This is a genomic window from Isoptericola jiangsuensis (genome assembly GCF_002563715.1).
GTDB lineage: Bacteria > Actinomycetota > Actinomycetes > Actinomycetales > Cellulomonadaceae > Isoptericola > Isoptericola jiangsuensis.
Map to the genome: position 1 here is coordinate 2,553,571 of NZ_PDJJ01000001.1, position 20,113 is coordinate 2,573,683.

Annotated in this window: 12 protein-coding genes; 2 read left to right on the plus strand and 10 right to left on the minus strand. The window is 75.4% G+C overall.

Annotated features, from left to right (window positions below; translation table 11 throughout):
• The first annotated feature begins 54 nt into the window (after window positions 1–54).
• Complete coding sequence (locus ATJ88_RS11735) at window positions 55–1,194, plus strand: glycosyltransferase family 4 protein (RefSeq protein ID WP_170023612.1); 1,140 nt, start codon at window positions 55–57, stop codon at window positions 1,192–1,194.
• Window positions 1,195–1,226: 32 nt separating this feature from the next.
• Here ATJ88_RS11735 and ATJ88_RS11740 read toward each other — a convergent pair whose 3' ends face one another.
• The 4 genes from ATJ88_RS11740 to ATJ88_RS11755 all read right to left on the minus strand — a co-directional run bounded on the left by ATJ88_RS11740 (window position 1,227) and on the right by ATJ88_RS11755 (window position 8,332).
• A complete protein-coding gene (locus tag ATJ88_RS11740; protein ID WP_098463980.1) occupies window positions 1,227–3,719 on the minus strand; it encodes a ComEC/Rec2 family competence protein in 2,493 nt (830 codons plus the stop codon).
• The gene (locus ATJ88_RS18805; RefSeq protein WP_245852374.1) at window positions 3,716–4,825 is read right to left on the minus strand and encodes a ComEA family DNA-binding protein; all 1,110 of its coding nucleotides are present in this window, start codon (window positions 4,823–4,825) and stop codon (window positions 3,716–3,718) included. The genes ATJ88_RS11740 and ATJ88_RS18805 overlap by 4 nt, the downstream gene beginning before the upstream one ends.
• 91 nt (window positions 4,826–4,916) lie before the next feature.
• Window positions 4,917–5,831, minus strand: coding sequence for a DegV family protein (locus tag ATJ88_RS11750; protein ID WP_098463981.1), 915 nt, complete (start codon window positions 5,829–5,831; stop codon window positions 4,917–4,919).
• 26 nt (window positions 5,832–5,857) lie between these two features.
• Window positions 5,858–8,332 (minus strand): glycogen/starch/alpha-glucan phosphorylase, encoded by a 2,475-nt coding sequence (locus ATJ88_RS11755; RefSeq protein WP_098463982.1) that lies wholly within the window; start codon window positions 8,330–8,332, stop codon window positions 5,858–5,860.
• A gap of 193 nt (window positions 8,333–8,525) precedes the next feature.
• On the opposite strand from ATJ88_RS11755, the gene ATJ88_RS11760 reads away from it, so the two are divergent.
• A complete protein-coding gene (locus ATJ88_RS11760; protein WP_098463983.1) occupies window positions 8,526–9,323 on the plus strand; it encodes a hypothetical protein in 798 nt (265 codons plus the stop codon).
• Between the two features lie 15 nt (window positions 9,324–9,338).
• On the opposite strand, the gene ATJ88_RS11765 is transcribed toward ATJ88_RS11760, so the two are convergent.
• The 6 genes from ATJ88_RS11765 to ATJ88_RS11790 all read right to left on the minus strand — a co-directional run bounded on the left by ATJ88_RS11765 (window position 9,339) and on the right by ATJ88_RS11790 (window position 20,110).
• On the minus strand, window positions 9,339–12,737 hold the full coding sequence (locus tag ATJ88_RS11765; RefSeq protein ID WP_342744848.1) for an ATP-binding protein: 3,399 nt from the start codon (window positions 12,735–12,737) through the stop codon (window positions 9,339–9,341).
• A complete protein-coding gene (locus ATJ88_RS11770) occupies window positions 12,734–13,507 on the minus strand; it encodes a DUF4194 domain-containing protein (protein ID WP_098463984.1) in 774 nt (257 codons plus the stop codon). The genes ATJ88_RS11765 and ATJ88_RS11770 overlap by 4 nt, the downstream gene beginning before the upstream one ends.
• Complete coding sequence (locus ATJ88_RS11775) at window positions 13,504–15,114, minus strand: DUF3375 domain-containing protein (protein ID WP_098463985.1); 1,611 nt, start codon at window positions 15,112–15,114, stop codon at window positions 13,504–13,506. Before ATJ88_RS11775 ends, ATJ88_RS11770 begins: the two co-directional genes overlap by 4 nt.
• Window positions 15,114–18,089 (minus strand): leucine--tRNA ligase, encoded by a 2,976-nt coding sequence (gene leuS, locus ATJ88_RS11780; protein ID WP_098463986.1) that lies wholly within the window; start codon window positions 18,087–18,089, stop codon window positions 15,114–15,116. The genes ATJ88_RS11775 and leuS overlap by 1 nt, the downstream gene beginning before the upstream one ends.
• Before the next feature lie 49 nt (window positions 18,090–18,138).
• Window positions 18,139–18,768, minus strand: coding sequence for a vitamin K epoxide reductase family protein (locus ATJ88_RS11785; RefSeq protein WP_245852376.1), 630 nt, complete (start codon window positions 18,766–18,768; stop codon window positions 18,139–18,141).
• A gap of 79 nt (window positions 18,769–18,847) precedes the next feature.
• A complete protein-coding gene (locus ATJ88_RS11790; RefSeq protein ID WP_098463987.1) occupies window positions 18,848–20,110 on the minus strand; it encodes an MFS transporter in 1,263 nt (420 codons plus the stop codon).
• Window positions 20,111–20,113: the final 3 nt, after the last annotated feature.

A 20,113-nucleotide genomic window follows, 5' to 3' on the forward strand; every position in this document is an offset into this window, starting at 1 on the left:
CTCGACGGGACCGCGACGGCGTCCCCGGGCCGGACCGGCGGGTAGCCTGGCGCGGTGCCCCGGACCCTCGTCGTCACCAACGACTTCCCGCCGCGCCAGGGAGGGATCGAGACGTTCGTCCACGCGATGACGTCCCGGTTCGACCCGGACGACGTGGTCGTCTACACGTCCTCGACCCCCGGCCAGGAGGAGTACGACCGCGGCCTGCCGTACCCGGTGGTGCGGGCCCGCACGCGGATGCTGCTCCCCACACCGGCGCGCACGCGGGACGTGGTGCGGCTGGTCCACGAGCACGGCTGCGACTCGGTGTGGTTCGGCGCCGCGGCGCCGCTGGGGCTCATGGCCCCCGCGCTGCGCCGGCGCACCGCCGTGCGCCGGACGGTCGCGACGACGCACGGGCACGAGCTGTGGTGGGCGAAGGTGCCGGGCACCCGGGCGGCGCTGGGCCGGATCGGCCGGTCGGTGGACCACCTGACGTACCTGTCGGACCGCACGGTGGGGGTCCTCGCCGACGCCGTCGGTCCGGAGGCGGCGGCGCGCGCCGTGCGCATGTCCCCCGGCGTGGACCCGGAGACGTTCGCGGGCGCCGACCCGGCGGGCGGCCGGGCGGTGCGCGAGCGGTACGGCATCCCGGTGGACGCGCCCGTCGTGCTGTGCGCGGCGCGGCTCGTGGAGCGCAAGGGGCAGGACGTCCTGGTGCGGGCGCTGCCCGCCGTGCTGGCGGCGGTGCCGGACGCGCGCCTCCTGGTCGTCGGCGACGGTCCCGACGCGGACCGCCTGCGCCGCCTCGTGGCGGAGCACGGCGTGGGTGCCCACGTGGTGCTCGCCGGCGGTCACCCGCACACGGCGATGCCCGCGTTCTACGCCGCGGCGGACGTGTTCGCGATGCCGTCGCGCAGCCGGCGCGGCGGCCTGGAGGTCGAGGGGCTCGGCATCGTCTACCTCGAGGCGCAGGCCGCGGGCCTGCCCGTGGTGGTGGGCGACTCGGGCGGTGCGCCGGACGCCGTGGACGACGGCGTCACGGGGTTCGTCGTGGACGGCACCGACCCGGCCGACGTCGCCGCTCGGCTGGTCGAGCTCCTCGGCGACGCCGCGCTGCGCGCCCGCCTGGGCGCGGCCGGGCCGGGCTGGGTGCGGGACTCCTGGACCTGGGACCAGCGCTTCGCCACGCTGCACGGGCTGCTCACCGACTGAGCGCCCGCCGACGTGCGGGCGGACGCGGCGGGTCACGCCCCCTCCCCGCACGCCGTGGCGAGCCGCGCGGAGCGCACGACGAGCGCGGCGTCACCGCACCGGTCCGTCCGCAGCACCCGCGCACCGGTGCCCGTGTACAGGTCGAGGGCGGCACCGGTGGGGTGACCGTAGTCGTTGTCACCCACGCTGACCAGCACGACCGCGGGCGCCAGCAGTGCGGCCAGCCCCGGGTCCTGGGACGCCGACCCGTGGTGGGCGATCTTGACCACCTCCACCGGGTCCGCGGGGTACCCGGCGGCCCGCAGCCGCGCGGCGAGCGCCCGCTGGCCCGGCTCCTCCAGGTCGCCGAGGGCGACGACGTCGATCCCGGACGCCGTGCGCAGCGCGAGGGCGACGCTCGCGTCGTTGGCACCCACGCCGTCGGCCGCGCCGAGCACCCGCCACGCGACGGTGCCCGCGGCGCCCGCGCGGCCCTCGGCCCCGGCGGCGACCGGCACCCCGACGCCGCCGAGCAGGTCGAGGGCACGGCGCGCCGGCGCGGCGGGCTCCGCGACGGCGGACACGACCGCCGCGGTGACGGGCACGGCGGCGAGCACCGGCTCCAGCCCGCCGACGTGGTCGGTGTGGAAGTGGCTCAGCACGAGCAGGTCGACCCGTGCGACCCCGAGCCGGGCGAGGCAACGGGCGGCGGCGTCCCCGGGCGGCCCCACGTCGACCACGACGGCCGAGTCCGGGCCGCTGCGCACCACGAGCGTGTCCCCCTGGCCGACGTCGCACGCCACCACCTGCCAGTCGGGCGGGACCGGACCCGGTGCCGCGACGCGCGGGACGACGACGAGCACGGCGACCAGGACGACCGCTGCGCCGGTCAGGAGGACGAGCGGCCCACCGCCTCGACGACGGCGTGGGCTCACCCCGGCGCCGCCCAGCGGGTGACGGACCGGGCGCACGGTCGCGTCCGGCGGTCCGGCTCCCGGACCCCGGACCGCGCCGTCGCCTGGCGGCGCGAGCCGGGACCGCGCGCGCCCGGGCCGGACGAGCCGCACCCGCAGGCGTCGCAGCGACCCCGCGGCGTCGGGTCCGGCGGGGGTGTCGGCGGGCGCCCTCCGGACCACGACGGCCAGCACGGCCAGCGTGACGAGCGCGAGCGCCGCGGCACCGCCCGGGCCCGGCCACCAGGGGACACGGCTGCCGGGGACGGCCGCGCCGAGCGTGGCGACGCCGGCGAGCCAGCCGGTGGGGACGCCGGCCAGCCACGCGACGGGTCCGGCGACGGCGGGCAGCCCGGGGGCGAGCACGGTGGCGAGCAGCGCGAGGACGGTGCCCGGGACGAGCGCGGGCGCCGCGAGGACGTTCGCGGGGACGGCCACGAGGGCGACGGCGGGGTCGAGCAGCACGAGGATCGGGCCGCACGCGGCCTGCGCGGCGCAGGGCACGGCGACGGCGAACGCGAGGGCCCGACCCAGCCAGGGCGTGAGCAGGCGGGCGAGCGGCCCGGCGAGCAGCACGATCCCCGCGGTGGCGGCGCACGACAGGGCGAAGCCGTACGACCGGGCGAGCCAGGGGTCGACGACGAGCAGCACGGTGGACGCGGTGGCCAGCGCGGGCAGGCCCTGTCCCGGGCGGCCGAGCGCCAGCCCGAGGAGCCCGGCGGCGCAGGTCCACACGGCGCGCAGCACCGAAGGTTCCGGGCCGACCAGCAGCACGAACCCGACGGCCGCGCCGGCGAGGGTGACGACCCGCCAGCCCCGGGGCACCCCGGCGACCGTGAGGACCGCGGTGACGACGGCCAGCACGATCGCGAAGTGGCTGCCCGACACGGCGGTGGCGTGCGTGAGCCCGGTGACGCGCATGGCGTCGTCGAGGTCGTCGGGCACGCGCGTGGTGTCGCCGAACGCCATGCCGGGCACGAGGCCGCGGGCCTGCGGGCCGAGGGGGTCGGTCACGTCCAGCAGCGCGGTCCGCATGCGGTCGGTGGTCCGCAGGACGGCGGACGGTGCCACGTGCTCGGCGACCGGTCCGGCGGCGGTGGCCTCCGCGGTGGTCCCGGCACCGAACCGGGCCGGGGCGAGGCGGGCCTCGACCTCGACGGCGGACCCGGCGCGCGGCGGCGTGCCGGGCGCGGTGACCCGCACGTGGCCGCGGACGGGCGTCGTGGACCCGCGCGCGCTCACCGTGTCCACCGCGAGCTCCCAGGTGGAACCGCCCCCGAACGGTGCCGGTCGCGCCGCCGACACGACGGTGCCGGCCAGGGTCGAGAGCGCCTCCTGGGCGGCGAGGTCGACCAGGGCGCCGCGCGCGTCCGCCTGCACCTGGACCGACCCGGTGACCGCGACGACCCCGGCGCAGACGAGGAGCAGGTGCGCGACCCACGGCCCGCCCCGCCGGGCGGCGGCGACGCACCCGCCGAGCACCGCGGCGGCGACCAGCAGGCCGACCCCGGCGAGCGGTCGCGTCCCGGTGAGCGCCCAGGCGGCCACCCACACGGCGAACGCGAGCGGGACGAGGCGCAGGTCGCCGGTCACACGACCACGAGGTCGCGCAAGCCCTCGAGCACCGACGGCCCGATCCCGGAGACCTCGGTGAGCTCGTCGACGCTGGTGAACGGACCGTGGGTGTCCCGCCAGGCGACGATCCGCTCGGCCAGCACCGGCCCGACGCCGGGCAGGGTGTCCAGCGTGGTCACGTCCGCCGTGTTGAGCGGCACCGGGGCGCCCGGTGCGGCATCGGCGGTGGCCGCGCCCGTCGCGGACGTCCCGGCGCCGGGCACGGTCGCCACGGGCGGGGTCTCCCCCGGCGCGGGCACGTGCACCTGCTCGCCGTCGACGACGGTCCGCGCCAGGTTGAGCTGCGCGAGGTCGGCCTTGCGGGTCGCTCCCCCGGCGGCCTCCAGCGCGTCCGCCACGCGCGACCCTGCCGGCAGGGTCACCAGCCCCGGGGACGCGACCTGCCCGACGACGTGCACGACCACGCCCGGCTCCGTCGCGGACCCCGTCACCGCGGATCCGGTCGGGTCCGCTGCGGCCCCCGTGGCCGTGACGGCGCCCGCCGCGGAGGGCGCGGACGAGGCGGGTGCGGAGGACACGGCCCCGCCGAGGGCGTCGTCCGACGTCGGCGCGGCCGGGTCCGGCACACCCGCGACACCGCCCTGGTGCCCGGCGAGGTCGACCAGGTCGTCCCCGCCCGAGGGCCACAGCGCGAGCCCCAGGACCACGACGGCCACGAGCAGCAGGGCGCAGGCGGCTGCGACGGCCGTGCGGGCGTCCAGCGCCCACCGCCGCCCGACGGCCGCGTGCGCGTCGAGCGGGTGCCCGTGCGCCGCGCTGTACGCGGCGGCGACGTGGGCGGCCGAGCGCCGCCGGCGCAGGCGGTCCGCGAGCTCGTCCGCGTCCGGCGTACCGCCCGGCGGGTCCCACGGCGCCCCCGACCGCGGCCCCTCGACGGTCGCCGACGTCCCCCGGGCCGCCGGTGGGGTCGGCGGCGGAGGTCCCGCCGCGGGAGCGTCGTCCGGCCAGGGCGGGCCGACGGTCGGGGCCGCGACGGGCGGGGCGGGATCGCCGGCGAGCGCGGCGCGCAGGGCGTCGACGCGGGCCGCGACCGGGTCCGCGGGCCGGGGTGGGATGGTGGTCACGCCCCGACGTTAGGGACGGGCGCTCCCGCCCCGCCCGGCCCGACCGCCCCGCTGTGGAGACGTCAGGCCTGTGGACGCCCGACGCGCACCGTCACCAGGGGCCGCCGGGCTCCAGGTCGTGCACGTGCGTACCCCGGTCCACCACGACGACGGCCAGCGCGCCGGGCCCGACGTGCGCACCCAGCACCGCGCTGACGGGCGACACGACCGGCCGCGTACCCACGCGCTCGGCGAGCTGCGCGGCGACCTCGTCGGCCCGCTCGGGCGCGCCCAGATGGTGCACGGCCAGCGCCGGACGGGCCGCCCGGCCCGCCTGCTCCACCGCCAGGTCCACCAGCCGTGCCATCGCGGCCTTGCGGGTACGGACCCGCTGCACGAGGTCGACGCGGCCGTCCACCAGCCCGAGCAGAGGACGCACCCCCAGCGCGGTGCCGAGCGCCGCCGCGGGCGCGGACAGCCGGCCGCCGCGGCGCAGGTGGTCCAGGGAGTCCACGAGGAAGAACGCGCTCGCGGAGTCCGCGACCTCCTGCGCGCGGCGCGCCACGTGCTCCGTGTCGCACCCGGCCGCCGCGCACCGCGACGCCTCCAGCGCCGCGAAGCCGAGCGCCATCGCCGCGCTGCGGGAGTCCACGACCCGCACCGGCAGCATCGCACGCTGACCGGCCCGCGCCGCGGAGTCGACCGTGCCCGACAGGGCGCTCGACAGGTGCACCGACACCACCGAGCGGGCGCCGCCCGCGACCAGCCCGCGGAACGCCCGCGTGAACTCCTCCGTCGCGGGCTGCGACGTCGTCAGCCGCTCGCCCCGGGCGATCCGGTCCGCGACGTCCTCGGGCGTGATGTCGACGCCCTCGCGGCGCTCGCCGTCGGACGTCACGACGTGCAGGGGCACGACGAGCGGTCCGGCGGCCGGGTCGTCGAGGACGCCGGCCTCGACGAGGTCGGCAGGGTCGGGGAGGCAGGCCGTCGAGTCGGTGACGACTCGCACTGCAGGTTCGTCGCGCATGTCGCAGGCGAGTCTAGCCGCGCGCCTCAGTCGGCCAGCGGCTCCGCGTGCCAGATGCGGTCCAGGTAGTCGCGCATCGAGCGGTCCGAGGAGAAGAACCCGCTGCGGGCGACGTTGAGCACCGCGGAGCGGCTCCACGCCTCCGGGTCGCGGTAGGCCGCCTCCACCCGGTCCTGGGCGTCGAGGTACGCCTGGAAGTCCGCCAGCACCATGAACCGGTCCTCGCCGAGCAGGTTGGACACGACCGGCTCGAACACGGACCGGTCGCCGCCGGAGAACTCGCCGCGCGCCACCAGGTCGAGGGCCCGCCGCAGGACGGGGTTCTCCTCGTAGTAGGCGGACGGCCGGTAGCCGGTCTCCGCGATGGCGGCGGCCTCCGGCTCGGTGAGCCCGAACAGGAAGAAGTTGTCGTCGCCGACGAGCTGGCGGATCTCGACGTTCGCGCCGTCGTCCGTGCCGATCGTCAGGGCGCCGTTGAGCGCGAACTTCATGTTGCCCGTGCCGGACGCCTCCTTGCCCGCCAGGGAGATCTGCTCGGACAGGTCCGCGGCGGGGATGAGGGTCTCGGCGACCGTGACGTCGTAGTTCGCGGGGAACGCGACGCGCAGCACCTGCGAGGCGACCGGGTGGGAGTTCACCACCGCACCCACGTGGTTGATGAGCGCGATGATCTCCTTCGCCATGACGTACCCCGGGGCCGCCTTCGCCCCGAACACGACCGTGCGCGGCACCACCTCCGCGACGTCCAGCTCACCGGAGACGATCCGGTCGTACAACGAGATCACGTGCAGGATCTTCAGGGTCTGGCGCTTGTACTCGTGCAGGCGCTTGACCATGACGTCGAGCATCGTGTCGGTGGGGATCTCGATGCCGTCGCGGCGCTCCAGCAGCTCGACGAGCCGCTGCTTGTTCGCGGCCTTGACGTCACGGAACCGGCGCCGGAACTCGGGGTCGTCCGCGAACGGCTCCAGCTCGCGCAGACGGTCGAGGTCGGTGACCCAGCCGTCGCCGATCGCCTCGGTGACCAGCGCCGACAGGCCGGGGTTCGCGAGCCGCACGAACCGGCGCGGGGTCACGCCGTTGGTGACGTTGGTGAACTTCTCCGGCCACAGCCGCGCGAAGTCCGCGAGCACCTTGTCCCGCAACAGCTGCGAGTGCAGCTCGGCCACACCGTTGACCCTCGTGCCCGCGACGGTGGCCAGGTGCGCCATCCGCACCGCACGGAACGGGTGCTCCGCGATGATCGACATGCGACGCACCAGCAGCTCGTCGTCGCCGTACGTCGCGCGCACCTCGTCGAGGAACTCGTCGTTGATCCGGTAGATGATCTCCAGGTGGCGCGGCAGGAGCCGGCCCAGCAGCTCGACCGGCCACACCTCCAGCGCCTCCGGCAGCAGCGTGTGGCACGTGTAGGCGAAGCAGCGCCGGGTGACCTCCCACGCCTCCTCCCACGCGAAGCCCTGCTCGTCCACGAGGATGCGCATCAGCTCCGGCACGGCGATCACCGGGTGGGTGTCGTTGAGCTGGAAGCAGATCCGCTCGTGCAGCCGGTGCAGGTCGAAGCCCTCGGGCAGGAGCTGGTCGATGAAGTCGCGCAGCGAGCACGCCACGAAGAAGTACTGCTGCTGCAGGCGCAGCTCCTTGCCCTGCGGCGTGGAGTCCTCCGGGTAGAGCACCTTGGAGATGTTCTCCGCGAACGTCTGCGCACGCACCGCCTCGGCGTAGTCGCCGTAGTTGAAGATCTTCAGGTCGAACGCGTGCGTCGCCCGCGCGCTCCACAGCCGCAGCGTGTTGACGCGGCCGTTGCGGTAGCCCGGCACCATGTAGTTGTAGGGCACGCCGAGCACCTGCCAGCCCGGCACCCAGCGGGACCGCTCGACGGCGTCGTCGCCCTCGCCCTCGGTGTACTTCTCCGTATGACCGCCGAACGACACGGTCACCTCGTGCTCGGGGTGCGCGAACTCCCACGGCGAGCCGTTGTCCAGCCAGTGGTCCGGCTCCTCCACCTGGCGGCCGTCGACGAACGTCTGCCGGAAGATCCCGTACTCGTACCGGATGCCGTACCCGATCGCCGGGACCGACATCGTGGCGAGGGAGTCGATGAAGCAGGCCGCGAGCCGCCCGAGCCCGCCGTTGCCCAGACCCGGCTCGACCTCCGCCTGACGCAGCTCGTCCAGGTCCAGGCCGAGCGACGCCATCGCCTCGGCCGCGATCTCCTCCAGGTCCGCGGCGAGCAGCGCGTTGTCGAGCTGGCGTCCCAGCAGGAACTCCGCCGACAGGTACGCCACGGCCTTCGGCTGCCGCCGGTAGTGGGCCGTCGTCGTCTCCATCCAGCGCGCCATGAGGTAGTGGCGCACCGTGCGGGCCAGAGCCAGGTAGGTGTCGTTCGTGCTCGCCCGCTCCAGGACCGTGCCCTGGGTGAAGTTGAGCTCCCGCAGGAACTCCCGGACGAAGCCCTCGACGGAGTGCTCGGGGCTGGTGATGAGCGGAGTGTCGGTCACACTCGTGACCCTACTCACCGCACCCGCCGCTGTCGTCGCGTGCCCGCGGCCGACCCCGAACGGTCACACGGCCGTAGCGCGACGGACACGTCGGCCCGAGGACGAGGGACGGCCCGACCCCCGGACCGGTGACAGCCGGGCCGGGGGCCGGTATGGTCCGGTTCGTCCCCCCCACCCCAGCCCGGGAGCCACCGTGACGTCGCCTGTCACCCCCGTCCGTCGTCGCCTGGTCGCGGCCCTGCTCGGGGTCGCCGTCGTGCTGTCCGGCCTCGTCGTCGCGCCCGCCCAGGCGGCCGACACCACGCCACCCACCGCCCCGAAGATCACCGTCGACCGCTGGCTCCCCGCCAAGTCCAGCCGGTTCTCAGGGCTGTGGGCGTGGTACCCGCGGGCCACGTGGACCGCCTCCCGCGACGCCGGACGGATCGCCGCCTACCAGGTGCAGAGGCGCACCACCGGCGAGTTCGCCTCGCTGTCGCCGTGGGCGACGATCGGCCGGACGTGGCGGTCACCGGACACGCGGAGCGTGAAGACCCAGGTGTACGCGGGTGCCCAGGTCTGCCTGCGGGTCCGCGCCCGAGACGCCGCCGGGAACGTCGGCCCGTGGTCGCCGCGGCGGTGCACGACCGCACCGATCACCCCCATGGTGGGCATCGACCCCTATCCGGCGTTCGTCACCAACGACGGGCCGTTCACCCACGACTACGCCGTGGTCTCGACGCGCCTCGACGACTTCATCACTCGCAGCCGCCACCGGTTCGAGGACGTCCGCGGCGTCCGGGTCAAGGTGCGCACCGGCCCGGACGCGGGCCGGATGAAGGTGTACGTCGGCAAGCACTACCTCGGCACGGTGAACGCCCGGTCGGACCACCAGGGCTGGCACTCCCGGAAGATCCTGGTCCCCGCGGACGAGGCCGGCTCGGGTCGGATCCGCTTCGTGCCGGTCACCAGGGCGCCGGTGCACCTCCGGTTCGTCTGGGCGATCCGCTGACGGCCGACCGGCCTGTCAGGCCCCGACGAGGGTGACGGGCCGCGACCGGCCGCCGGAATCCTTGATGACCTGGACGACGACGTCGGCGTGCGGCTCCAGCGCGCTCACCTTGTCGAGCGGTGCGCCGACGACGAGCTGGAACCCGAGGCCCCGCCAGGCGCCGACGGCGCGGCCCGCGAACCGGGCGTCGGCCTTGATGAACGCCTCGTCGAGGAACACCGGCGCGTAGCGGGGACGCTCGGCACCGGCGTCGCCGAGCTGGTAGCGCAGCGCCGCACCGACGATGAACGCGACGAGCTCCTGCGACTCGCCCCCGGACTTGCCGGAGATGTGGTCGTAGACGCTGACGTGGTTCCCCGCGAGGTCGACGCACTCGGCGCTGATGCGCACGTGGTCGCGCACGTCGACCAGGCGCCGCCGTTCGGCGCTGTCGGGTCGGATGCGGTCGATGAGCCGTGCCATGCGCGCGTAGCGGCGCTCGTGCTCGGAGATCGGCACGTCCCCGGCGGGCGTGGTGGCGAGCTCGCGGAGCTGGCGCCGGAACGAGGCGACGTCCTGCCCCTCCACCGGGGTGGCGGTGATGCGCAGCCGGTGCTCGCCGTCGCGGAACGGGAGCTCGGCGAGGATCGTGTTGACGGGCTCCATGCGGTCGCGGATCTCCGCGACGGCCTGCGCGATGCCGTTGTTGAGACGCGTGAGCTGGTCGCCGGACATCTGCCGCAGGTGCGCGGACCACTTGTCGCGCAGCCGGTAGAGCTGGGCGTACTCCAGCTCCTCGAAGATGCGCAGGTGGTCGGCGAACGCGGCGTCGGGGTCGGTGGACCGGTTCGGGTCGGGCCAGGCGTCGTCGAACCGCTCGAACAGGGTGCGCAGCGCCGTGCGGGCGGCACGCTCGGCCTCCTCGGCGGCGTCGCGCTCGTGGCGCAGCTCCCGCTCGACGGCGGCGACGGCGGTCACGAGGTCGGCCAGCCCCGCGCCCTCGACGGACGCACCCGACCACCCCACCTTCGCCATGAGGTCCGCGAGGTGCCGCTCCTGCGCGGGCGTGGGCGCGATGCCGTCGTCGTCCGCGGCGTCCACGGCGTCGGCGACCTGGTCGACCTGGTCGGTGATCTGCTCCCACGCGCCGGCGAGCTCCGTGACCCGGTTCTGCGAGGCGGCACGCTCCCGGAACAGCTCCTCGAGCCGCGCCTTGAGCTGGTCCTCGTCGGCCTTGAGCGCCCGCAGCACGTCCGAGCCCGCCACGAGGGACTCCAGGCGGCCGCGCCGCTCGTCCAGGCGGGACCGGGCCCCGGCCACGTCGACATCGTCCCACTCGACGCGCAGCGCCTGGCTGTACGCGACGAACTGGTCGGCCTCGCCGCGCTGGGCCAGCCGCGCACCCGCGAGCGCCTCCCCGGCGAGCCGCAGCTCGGTGCGCGCCGCCTCGACGTCGTCGCCGAGCACCTGGAGACGCCGGTGGTTGCTGAAGCCGAGCACCGACGCGCGGCGCCGACCGCCGTGCGCGCCCCTGCGCCCCTCGGATGTCTGACCCGCGCGGGTGAGCGCCAGGTCGTGGCGGGACAGCTCGACGGCGTCGTCCACGCACACGTACGCGAACCGCTCGGCGAGCCGGTCGGCGAGCCAGCCGCCGAACGGTCCCGCCTTGACCTCCAGGCGGCCGCCGAGCAGCGACCGGTCGGTCTCCTCGTGCAGCGGCAGGCCCGTGGTGACGCCCTCGAAGCGGACGCGGACGGGCAGGTCCAGCCCGTCGATCGCGGCCCGGAACGCCGCCAGCCGGGCGTCGTCCACCAGCACGGTGAGCGCGAACCCGCCGAGCGCGAGGCCGATCGCGTCGCGCCACGGCTCGTACTCGCCGCGCACCTCCAGCAGCTCGCCGACGAACGGCAGGTCGTCGGGCGACATCCCGGCGGCGGCCGCCATCGCGACGCGCGCCTCGTGCAGCTCGCGCGGCACGTTGCCGCGCCGCTCGCGCAGCGACGCCTCCTCGCGCTCCAGGTCGGCGACGGCACGCTCCGCGGCCTTGAGCCGGGCGCTCGCCTCGACCACGGCCTCCGACCGGGAGTCGACCAGGGCCTCGCGGTCGTCGCGGTAGCGGCGGGCGTCGGCGTGCAGGCGGTCCAGGTCGCGGCGCGTGGCGACCTCCCGCTCCAGCGGGGCGAGGTGGCCCTCGAGCTCGGCGCGGGCGCGCCGGGTGGTGGCGAGCCGGTGCTCGGCGTCGTGCACGTCACGCTCGGCCGCCTCGATGGCGTCGCCGCCGTTGCGGCGCTGGTCGGCACGGACCTGCTCCAGCTCGCCCTCGGCGGCGCTGATGCGCTCCTCGGCGACGGCCACCCGCTCGGCCGCGGCCTTGTGCTGGGTGCGGTTGCGGGTCTCCGCGTCCCGCAGCAGGTCCAGCCGGGTGCGGTCCCGCCACGCGGTGAACGGCGTCGGGGCGCCGTCCGCGGCCCCGTCCAGGCCGAGGTCGTCGACGGCACGGCGCGCGGCCGCGGCCGAGTCGATGGCGGCGCGGTGCTCCGTCAGGGGGCGCAGCACGTCGACCTGCTTCTGCGCGGTCTCCATCTCGTCGCGCACCTGGGAGAGCTCGTCGAAGTGCTCGACGACGCGCTCCGCGACGCGGATCGTCTCCGGCTCCTCCAGCACGAGCGCCTTGTACAGGGCGTCCACGGTGGTGATCTGCTGCCCCGCCTGGATCCGGCCGAGGAGCTGCATCGCCTTGTCGCCGTCACCGGCGGCGCCGATGCCGAGCGCCGCGTGCAGCCGGGCGGCGAACGCCTTGTCCGTGTCGAACACGGCCGTCACCCCGGCGGCCGTGAGGCCCGGACGGGCGAACCGCTGCGCCGCGAGCGGTTCCAGGGCGTGCAGGTCGAAGTCGTCGTCGACCACCGCCCGCACCGCCACCACCGCGTCGGTGCGCTGCACCCCGCGGGGCACGTACCAGGCGCGCAGGGCCGTCAGTCGCTCCCCCGCCTGCGACGACCACGTCATCGCCACGGCCGCCCACGTGTCCGACGACTCGCCGCGCAGCACGCGGTCCTTCGCGGTGGCCGACCCCGGCGTGCGCTGCTCGTCCAGCTTGCCGCGCACGTACGACAGGACGTTGCGCTGCTCCTGACCGCGCGCCCGCCCGCTCGTCGCGCCGTTCGACGCCCCGTTGAAGGGGGTCGTGTGGCTCATCATGAGGGCGATGTAGGCGTCCAGCAGGGTCGACTTGCCGGACCCGGAGGCGCCCGTGAGCAGCGTCGTCGTCGCGGCGAACCGGATCTCGTGGTGCCCGTGGTAGCCGCCCCAGTTGACGAGCTGCATCGAGCGGGCCGTCCACTGGCGGCCGTCGGACGCCGTCGGGATCAGCCCGAACAGCGACTGCTGCATACGCGGGGCGTCGGTGCTGGTGGCGCTGGTCGTCACGGTCACGCGCTGGTCTCCTCGTCCTCGTCCACGGCCTCGGTGTCCGCCCCGGCGTCGGGCCCGGCGTCGGTCGCCGCGCCGCCGTCGCGCAGCCACGCCGTGAGCTCGCGCAGCCGCTCCACCGGCAGCAGGATCTCCACGACCGGCTCGACCCGGTAGCGGCCCGTCGCGACCTCGGTGAGCACGTGCTCGCGCACCAGGGTCGCCACCGCGTTGTCGATCTCGCGGCGCCGCGCGGCGAGGTTCGTCTCGTCCTGCGCGAGGAACCCGGACGCGTAGTCGACGAGCTCCTCGGCGTCCAGCAGCGCCGTCCGCTCGCCCGCGCCCTGCTCCTGGCGGAACCGGTTGCGGGCCAGCAGCATGAGCAGCGTCTCCACGCGCTTGTACGGCTCGTCCTTGAGCAGCACCGGCACGCTCAGACCGTCCTCGCGCACCTGCCGCTTGTACGCGATCTCGTAGTCGCGGTCCACGACCAGCTCCACGAACAGGTCGTGGCAGCGCGACGCCAGCACGTTCTGGTGCGCCAGCAGCGCCTTCCACTCCGCCGGGTGCGCCGCCGCCGACACGTACCGGCGCTGCAGCACCAGCGCGAGCGCCCGCCGCGCCGGGAAGGGCAGCACGCCGGTGTCGCCGGCGAACAGCGCCTCGACGTCGTCCTCCATCGGCCGGGCCGCGACGAACCCGTCCGTCGGCACCTGGGGCACGTCCGGGGCGACGGGCGACGACGTCGCGTCGTCGACGGCGGGGGTGGCGTCGGTCTCGACGACGTCGGTCATGCGTCGGTCTCCTCGTGCGTCAGGGGGGTGTCGTCCGGCGGGCTGCCGGCGGCCGGTCCGTCGACGGCGGCCGGCCCCGCCGGGGCGAGCGGGACGTGCGGCAGCACCATGTCGCGGGTGCTGCCGTCGGCGCGCACCGTCGTCACCCGGCGCAGCCGCGCCGCCGGGACGTCCGCCGCGGCGAGGGCGTCGTCGAGGGCGTCCGGGGTCGCGAGCTCCAGGTAGCCCAGCAGCTCCACCGGGCGCCGCAGCTCGGCCGGTGCCGAGGTGAACACCTCGTCGACGCTCGCCCCGCCCGACCGCCCGAGCACCCGCGCGGCGTGCGCCGCCGTCTCCGCGTACCGCGGGCCACCCATGCCGAGCAGCGAGTCCAGCTCCGCACCCGACGGGTCGTCGTCCAGGTCCGTCCACGACAGCGCGTCCGGCAGGGACTCCGGACGCAGGTCGTGGAGCTGGTCGCGGAACCGGCCCAGCCGCGCCCGCTCGAACCAGCGCAGCGGCTCCACCCGCGCACCGCGCGACGACGACTCGAACCACTCGGCCATCGCCGCCGTCGCCTCGCGCAGCGCCGCGTCCAGCTCCCGGTCCCGCAGCGGGTTGTGCACCCGCAGCTGCTGCGTGATCGTGCGCGACGCCCGCGTCTGCGCGTCGAGCACCGCGTCCACCGCCGACAGGAGCTGGCCGTGCAGCGCCCGCACCGCCTCGACGCGGTCCGCCGGGACGTCCCCCGCGAACGGCTGCGCCAGCACCGACCGCACCCGCGCGTCCACCTCGCCGAGCAGCTGCGGGTCGCGCAGCAGCTCCATCGCGCCCGAGAACGCCCGCCCCTCCGGCGTGCGCTGCATCAGCGTGTCCGACGCGTCCAGGTAGTCCGCCAGCACGTCACCCGTCGCGCGCTCGTCCTGCCGCAGACCCGTCACGATCGTGCGCTGCAGCTCCGCCACCGACTCCGCGACCCGCGCGAAGTCCGCCGGCAGCTCCCGCACCAGGGAGGCCACGTTGTCCAGCTGCTCCACCAGGCGCTCCCGCGGCACGGGCACGACGTCGCCGCCCGCCTCCAGGCGCGCCAGCTCGGCCTCCGCCCGGGCGATCTCGTCACGCGCGTGCGCCACCTGCTCCCGCAGGGCCGCCTGCTGCGACTCGCGGTCGGGCTGCGCGTCCCGCGCCAGCCCTTCCAGCGCCACGAACAGCGTGCGGATCCGCGACTCGCTCACCAGCGACCGCGTGCCGCGCGTCCGGTCCACGAACGCCAGCGCCTCCGCCGCGTGCGAGCTCACCTGGTACTGCTCGACGCCGTCGTCGTCCAGCGACCGCACGAGCCAGCGGCCCGCCACCCAGCGCGAGCACAGGGCGCGCGCCGGCTCGTCCGGCACGTCCTCGTGGCCCGCCGCCCGCGCGTCGGCGAGCAGGTCGTCGACCTCCACGTGCAGCTGGTCGGTCGGCACCGTCACCCGCCCCGGGGCGAAGATCACCGACAGCAGCGCCACCACCAGCGGCCCCTCACGCCGGTGCAGCAGGGACAGCGACGGCAGCCCGAAGGCGCCCCGGCTGCGAGCCAGGGCGCCCTCCAGGCGGGCGGGAGCGCGGCGAGGCCGGGCCTCCCCCATCAAATGACGATGTTGACGAGCTTGGGAGCCCGCACGATCACCTTGCGCACGGGCGCACCGTCGAGGGCGCGCACCACGTTCTGCTCGGCCAGCGCCGCGGCCTCCAGGTCGGCCTCCGAGATCGACGGCGCGACCTCCAGGCGACCACGGACCTTGCCCTTGACCTGCACGATGCAGGTCACGGTGTCCTCGACGAGGTACTGCTCGTCCGCGACGGGGAACGCCTCGCGCGCCAGCGAGGCGCCGTGGCCCAGGCGCTCCCACAGCTCCTCGGCCAGGTGCGGCGCGATCGGCGCCACCATGAGCACCAGGGGCTCCACGGCGGCGCGCGGCACCGACGCCAGGCCGGTCAGGTGGTTGTTGTACGTGATGAGCTTCGCGATGGCCGTGTTGGGTCGCATCTGCTCCATCTCGACGCGGACGTCCGCGATGGTGCGGTGCAGGGCGCGCAGGGTGGCGACCTCGGGCTCGTCGTCCGTCACCGTGACGGCGCCGGACTCCTCGTCGACCACGTTGCGCCACAGCCGCTGCAGGAACCGCTGCGCGCCGACGACGTCACGCGTGTTCCACGGCCGCGACAGGTCCAGCGGGCCCATCGACATCTCGTAGACGCGGAACGTGTCCGCGCCGTACTGGGCGTACATCTCGTCGGGCGTGACGACGTTCTTCAGGGACTTGCCCATCTTGCCGTACTCGCGCTGCACGGGCTGGCCCTGGTAGGTCCACCCCGACTGCTCGTCGCCCTCGACCTCGGCGGCCGGCACGTAGGCGCCACGGGCGTCGGTGAAGGCGTACGCCTGGATGTAGCCCTGGTTGAACAGCTTGCCGAACGGCTCCAGGGACGACACGTAGCCCAGGTCGTGCAGGACCTTGTGCCAGAACCGCGCGTACAGCAGGTGCAGCACGGCGTGCTCGACGCCGCCGACGTACAGGTCGACGCCGCCCGCGGGTCCGGAGGTGGCGTTGTGCCGCGGACCCATCCAGTACTGCTCGAGGGCCGGGTCGACCGCCGAACCGCCGGTCGCGCGGGCCGCCGAGCCGTCCGTCGGGTCCAGGTAGTTGAGGTAGTACCAGCACGACCCGGCCCAGTTGGGCATGGTGTTGGTGTCGCGGCGGTACTGCTGCGGGCCGTCGCCCAGGTCCAGGGTGACCTGGACCCAGCCGTCGTTGCGGCCCAGCGGCGCCTCGGGCTCGGAGTCGGCGTCGTCCGGCTCGAACGTGCGCGGCGCGTAGTCGGGGACGTCGGGCAGCGCCACGGGCAGCATGTCGGCCGGGATCGCCACCGGGCGGTCGTCGGCGTCCCACAGGATGGGGAACGGCTCGCCCCAGTACCGCTGGCGGGAGAACAGCCAGTCGTTGAGGCGGTACGTGGTGGTGCCCGCGCCGGCACCCTTCGCCTCCAGCCAGGCGATGATGCGCGCCTTGGCGTCGGCGACGCCCAGGCCGTCCAGCGAGATCTCGTCGTTGGCGGAGCGCACGGCCACGCCGTCGCCCGTCCACGCACCCTCGTGACCCTCGGGCAGGCCGCCCGCGGGCTCGACGGTGTGGACGACGGGCAGCTCGAACGCCTCCGCGAACGCGAAGTCGCGCTCGTCGCCGCCGGGCACGGCCATGATCGCGCCGGTGCCGTAGCCCATGAGCACGTAGTCCGCGGTGAAGACGGGGATCGTCTCGCCGTTGACGGGGTTGACGGCCAGGTGGCCGGTGAACACGCCCGTCTTCTTGCCCGCGTCGGCCTGCCGCTCGACGGCGGTCTTCGCGGCGGCCTCGCGGCGGTAGGCGACGACGGCCTCGGACGGCGACGCGTAGCCGCCGGTCCACACGGCGTGCGTGCCGTCGGGCCACGCCGTCGGGACCTCGTCCAGCAGCGGGTGCTCCGGGGAGACCACCATGAACGTCGCGCCGAACAGCGTGTCGGGGCGGGTGGTGAACACCTCGACCTGCGTGCCCGCGCCCGCGGCGTCCAGATCGGTCGAGCCGACCACGTCGAAACGCACGTTCGCGCCGGTGGAGCGGCCGATCCAGTTGCGCTGCATCGCCTTGACCTTGTCGGGCCAGTCGATGAGCGCCAGGTCGTCGGTCAGGCGGTCCGCGTACGCGGTGATCCGCATCTTCCACTGGCGCAGGTTGCGCGTGAAGACGGGGAAGTTGCCGCGCTCGGAGCGGCCGTCGGCCGTGACCTCCTCGTTCGCCAGGACGGTGCCCAGGCCCGGGCACCAGTTCACCGGGGAGGAGTCGACGTAGGCCAGGCGCTGGGCGTCGACGACGTCGCGACGCTCGGCCTCGGTCAGGGCGGCCCACACGGCGCCGCCGGCGTTGTCGCCCTCGTGGCCCGGCACCGGGCGGGTGCCCGCGGCCAGCTCCTCGCGCAGCTCGGCGATGCGGCGGGCGCGGCCACGGCCGGTGCCCACGGTGTCCCCGGGCCGCTCGGCGTCGGCGTCGTACCAGGAGTCGAAGATCTGCAGGAAGATCCACTGCGTCCAGCGCACGTACTCGGGGTCGATCGTGGCGAAGGTGCGCCGCGAGTCGTGCGCCAGGCCCATGCGGCGCAGCTGGCGCTTCATGGTCTCCATGTTCGCCTCGGTCGTGACGCGCGGGTGCTGGCCCGTCTGCACGGCGTACTGCTCGGCGGGCAGTCCGAACGCGTCGTAGCCCAGGGCGTGCAGCACGTTGTCGCCGCACATCATGCGGAAGCGCCCGACGACGTCCGTGGCGATGTACCCCAGGGGGTGCCCGACGTGCAGGCCCGCGCCCGAGGGGTACGGGAACATGTCCATGATGAAGTACGGGTCGCCCGCGGGGGCGGCGCCGTCGGGGCCGGTGAGCTCCCCGCCGGGGTTCGCGGCGTGGAAGGTGCCCCGCTCCTCCCACCGGTCCTGCCACCGCTCCTCGATCCGCTGGGCGAGGGCCGGGGTGTACCGGTGCTGGGGTTCGTCGGGGCGCTGCGTGACCGTGTCGGCGTGGGGCGTGCTCACCTGCGCGAGTCTACCGGCCGGGCACGACGCCCCCCGCAGGGTTTTCGGCTCAGAACGAGCCGACGAGCGCGGGCCCGACGGCGAGCAGCAGCCAGGCGACGGCCACGACGTAGCCGATGACGAGGAACACCCAGTGGTGGGACACGACGGCGTCGCGGACGGTCGCGCCGACCCGCAGGTCTCCGTCGCGCACGGCGCGCACCACCTGGTACCAGAGCAGCGGCCACATGATCGTCCAGACGACCAGGCAGACGGGGCACAGCGCGACCAGCGCGTAGAAGCTCGTCCACATGAGGAAGAACACGAGGCACTGGCCGAGCACGGTGCCGGCGAGCAGGCTCAGGTGGTACCAGCGCGGCAGCCGGGCCCCGGTGAGGAGCACGACGCCGGTGGTGATCACGACGGGGAACGCCGCGACGCCGAGGAACGGGTTGGGGAACCCGAGCAGCGAGCCCTGCCAGGAGCCCATCGCGACCCCGCAGTCGAGGAACACGTTGATGGAGCAGGACGTGACGCGGTCGGGGTCCTGGAGCTTGAGGATCTTCTCGATCGCGAGCCACATCGCGCCGCCGAACCCGATCGCGCCGAGCACGACGAGGAGCGTGCCGTAGGTCCGGGCGGTCAGGGGGCCGGGGCCGGCGGCCGGCGCGTCCGGCGCGCTCACGGTGGTGTCCGTCACGGGCGTGACCGTACCGCACGTCGCTGGGAGCGACTCCCGGGCCTGGTTGCGGTCCCGGTCCGGCCGACGGCGACGGCTCTCAGGCGGCCGGCGTCGTGGCGGGCGACTCGGCGGCCGGGGTGCCCGCGCCCGGCGCGGCGACGGTGGCGGGGTCGCCCGCGGCGGTGCGCCACCGGGCCGTGGCGAGCACGAGGGCGAGACCGACGACGGTGAGCACGAGCCCGACCCACGCCGGGGCGACGTAGCCCCACCCGGCGGCGATGACGAGCCCGCCGAAGAACGCGCCGCTCGCGTTGCCGAGGTTGAGCGCGGAGTGGCACAGCGCGGCGCCGAGGGACTCGGCACGCGGCGACAGGTCCATCAGCCGGGTCTGCATGGCCAGGCCGAGCACCTGGGAGGTGACGCCGAGGAGGAACAGCCCCGCCACCGCGCCGACGACGGTGGAGGCGGTCAGCGCGAACAGCACGAGCGCGACACCGGTGGTGACGAACCCGCCGATCACGGTGCCGAGCACCGAGCGGTCGGCGAACCGCCCGCCGAGCAGCGTGCCGACGGTCATGCCGACACCCATGACGGCGAGGACCCAGGGCACGGCGCCCTCGTCGAGGCCGGTCACGCGGGTGACGGTGGGCGCGACGTAGGTGTAGACGGCGAACAGCCCGCCGAACCCGATGGCGCCGGCGACGAACGCGACCCACAGCGGCCCGTTGGCGAGAGCGCCGATCTCCTGGCGCACGCTGGACTCGACGGGCCCGCGCTCGGGGACGAACCGGAACAGCCCGGCGAGCGCGGCGAGCCCGAAGACCCCGATGAGGAGGAACGCGGCGCGCCAGCCGAGGCTCTGCCCGACCGCGGTGGACAGGGGCACCCCGACGACGTTCGCCACCGTCAGCCCGGTCATCATCATGGCGACGGCGTGCCCGCGGCGGCCCGGACCGGCGACGGCGGCACCGACGGCAGCACCGACGCCGAAGAACGCGCCGTGCGGGAGCCCGGCGAGGAACCGCCCGGCGACGAGCCACTCGATGCTGGGCGCGGCGGCGCTGAGCACGTTGGCGAGCGTGTAGGAGCCCATGAGCACCAGGAGGAGCCTGCGGCGGGACATGCGCGCCGCGGCGACGGTGAGCAGGGGCGCCCCGACGACGACTCCCACCGCGTAGGCGGTGATGGCGTGCCCGGCGACGGGGTCGGTGACGCCGAGGTCGCCGCCGATCTGCGGCAGCAGACCCATCGTGGCGAACTCCGTGGTCCCGATGGTGAACCCGCCGAGGGCGAGCGCGAGCAGGGCGCGGCCCGCACCCGTGGTGGCGGGCGGCGCGGAGCGTGCGGCGGTGGCGGTCACGAA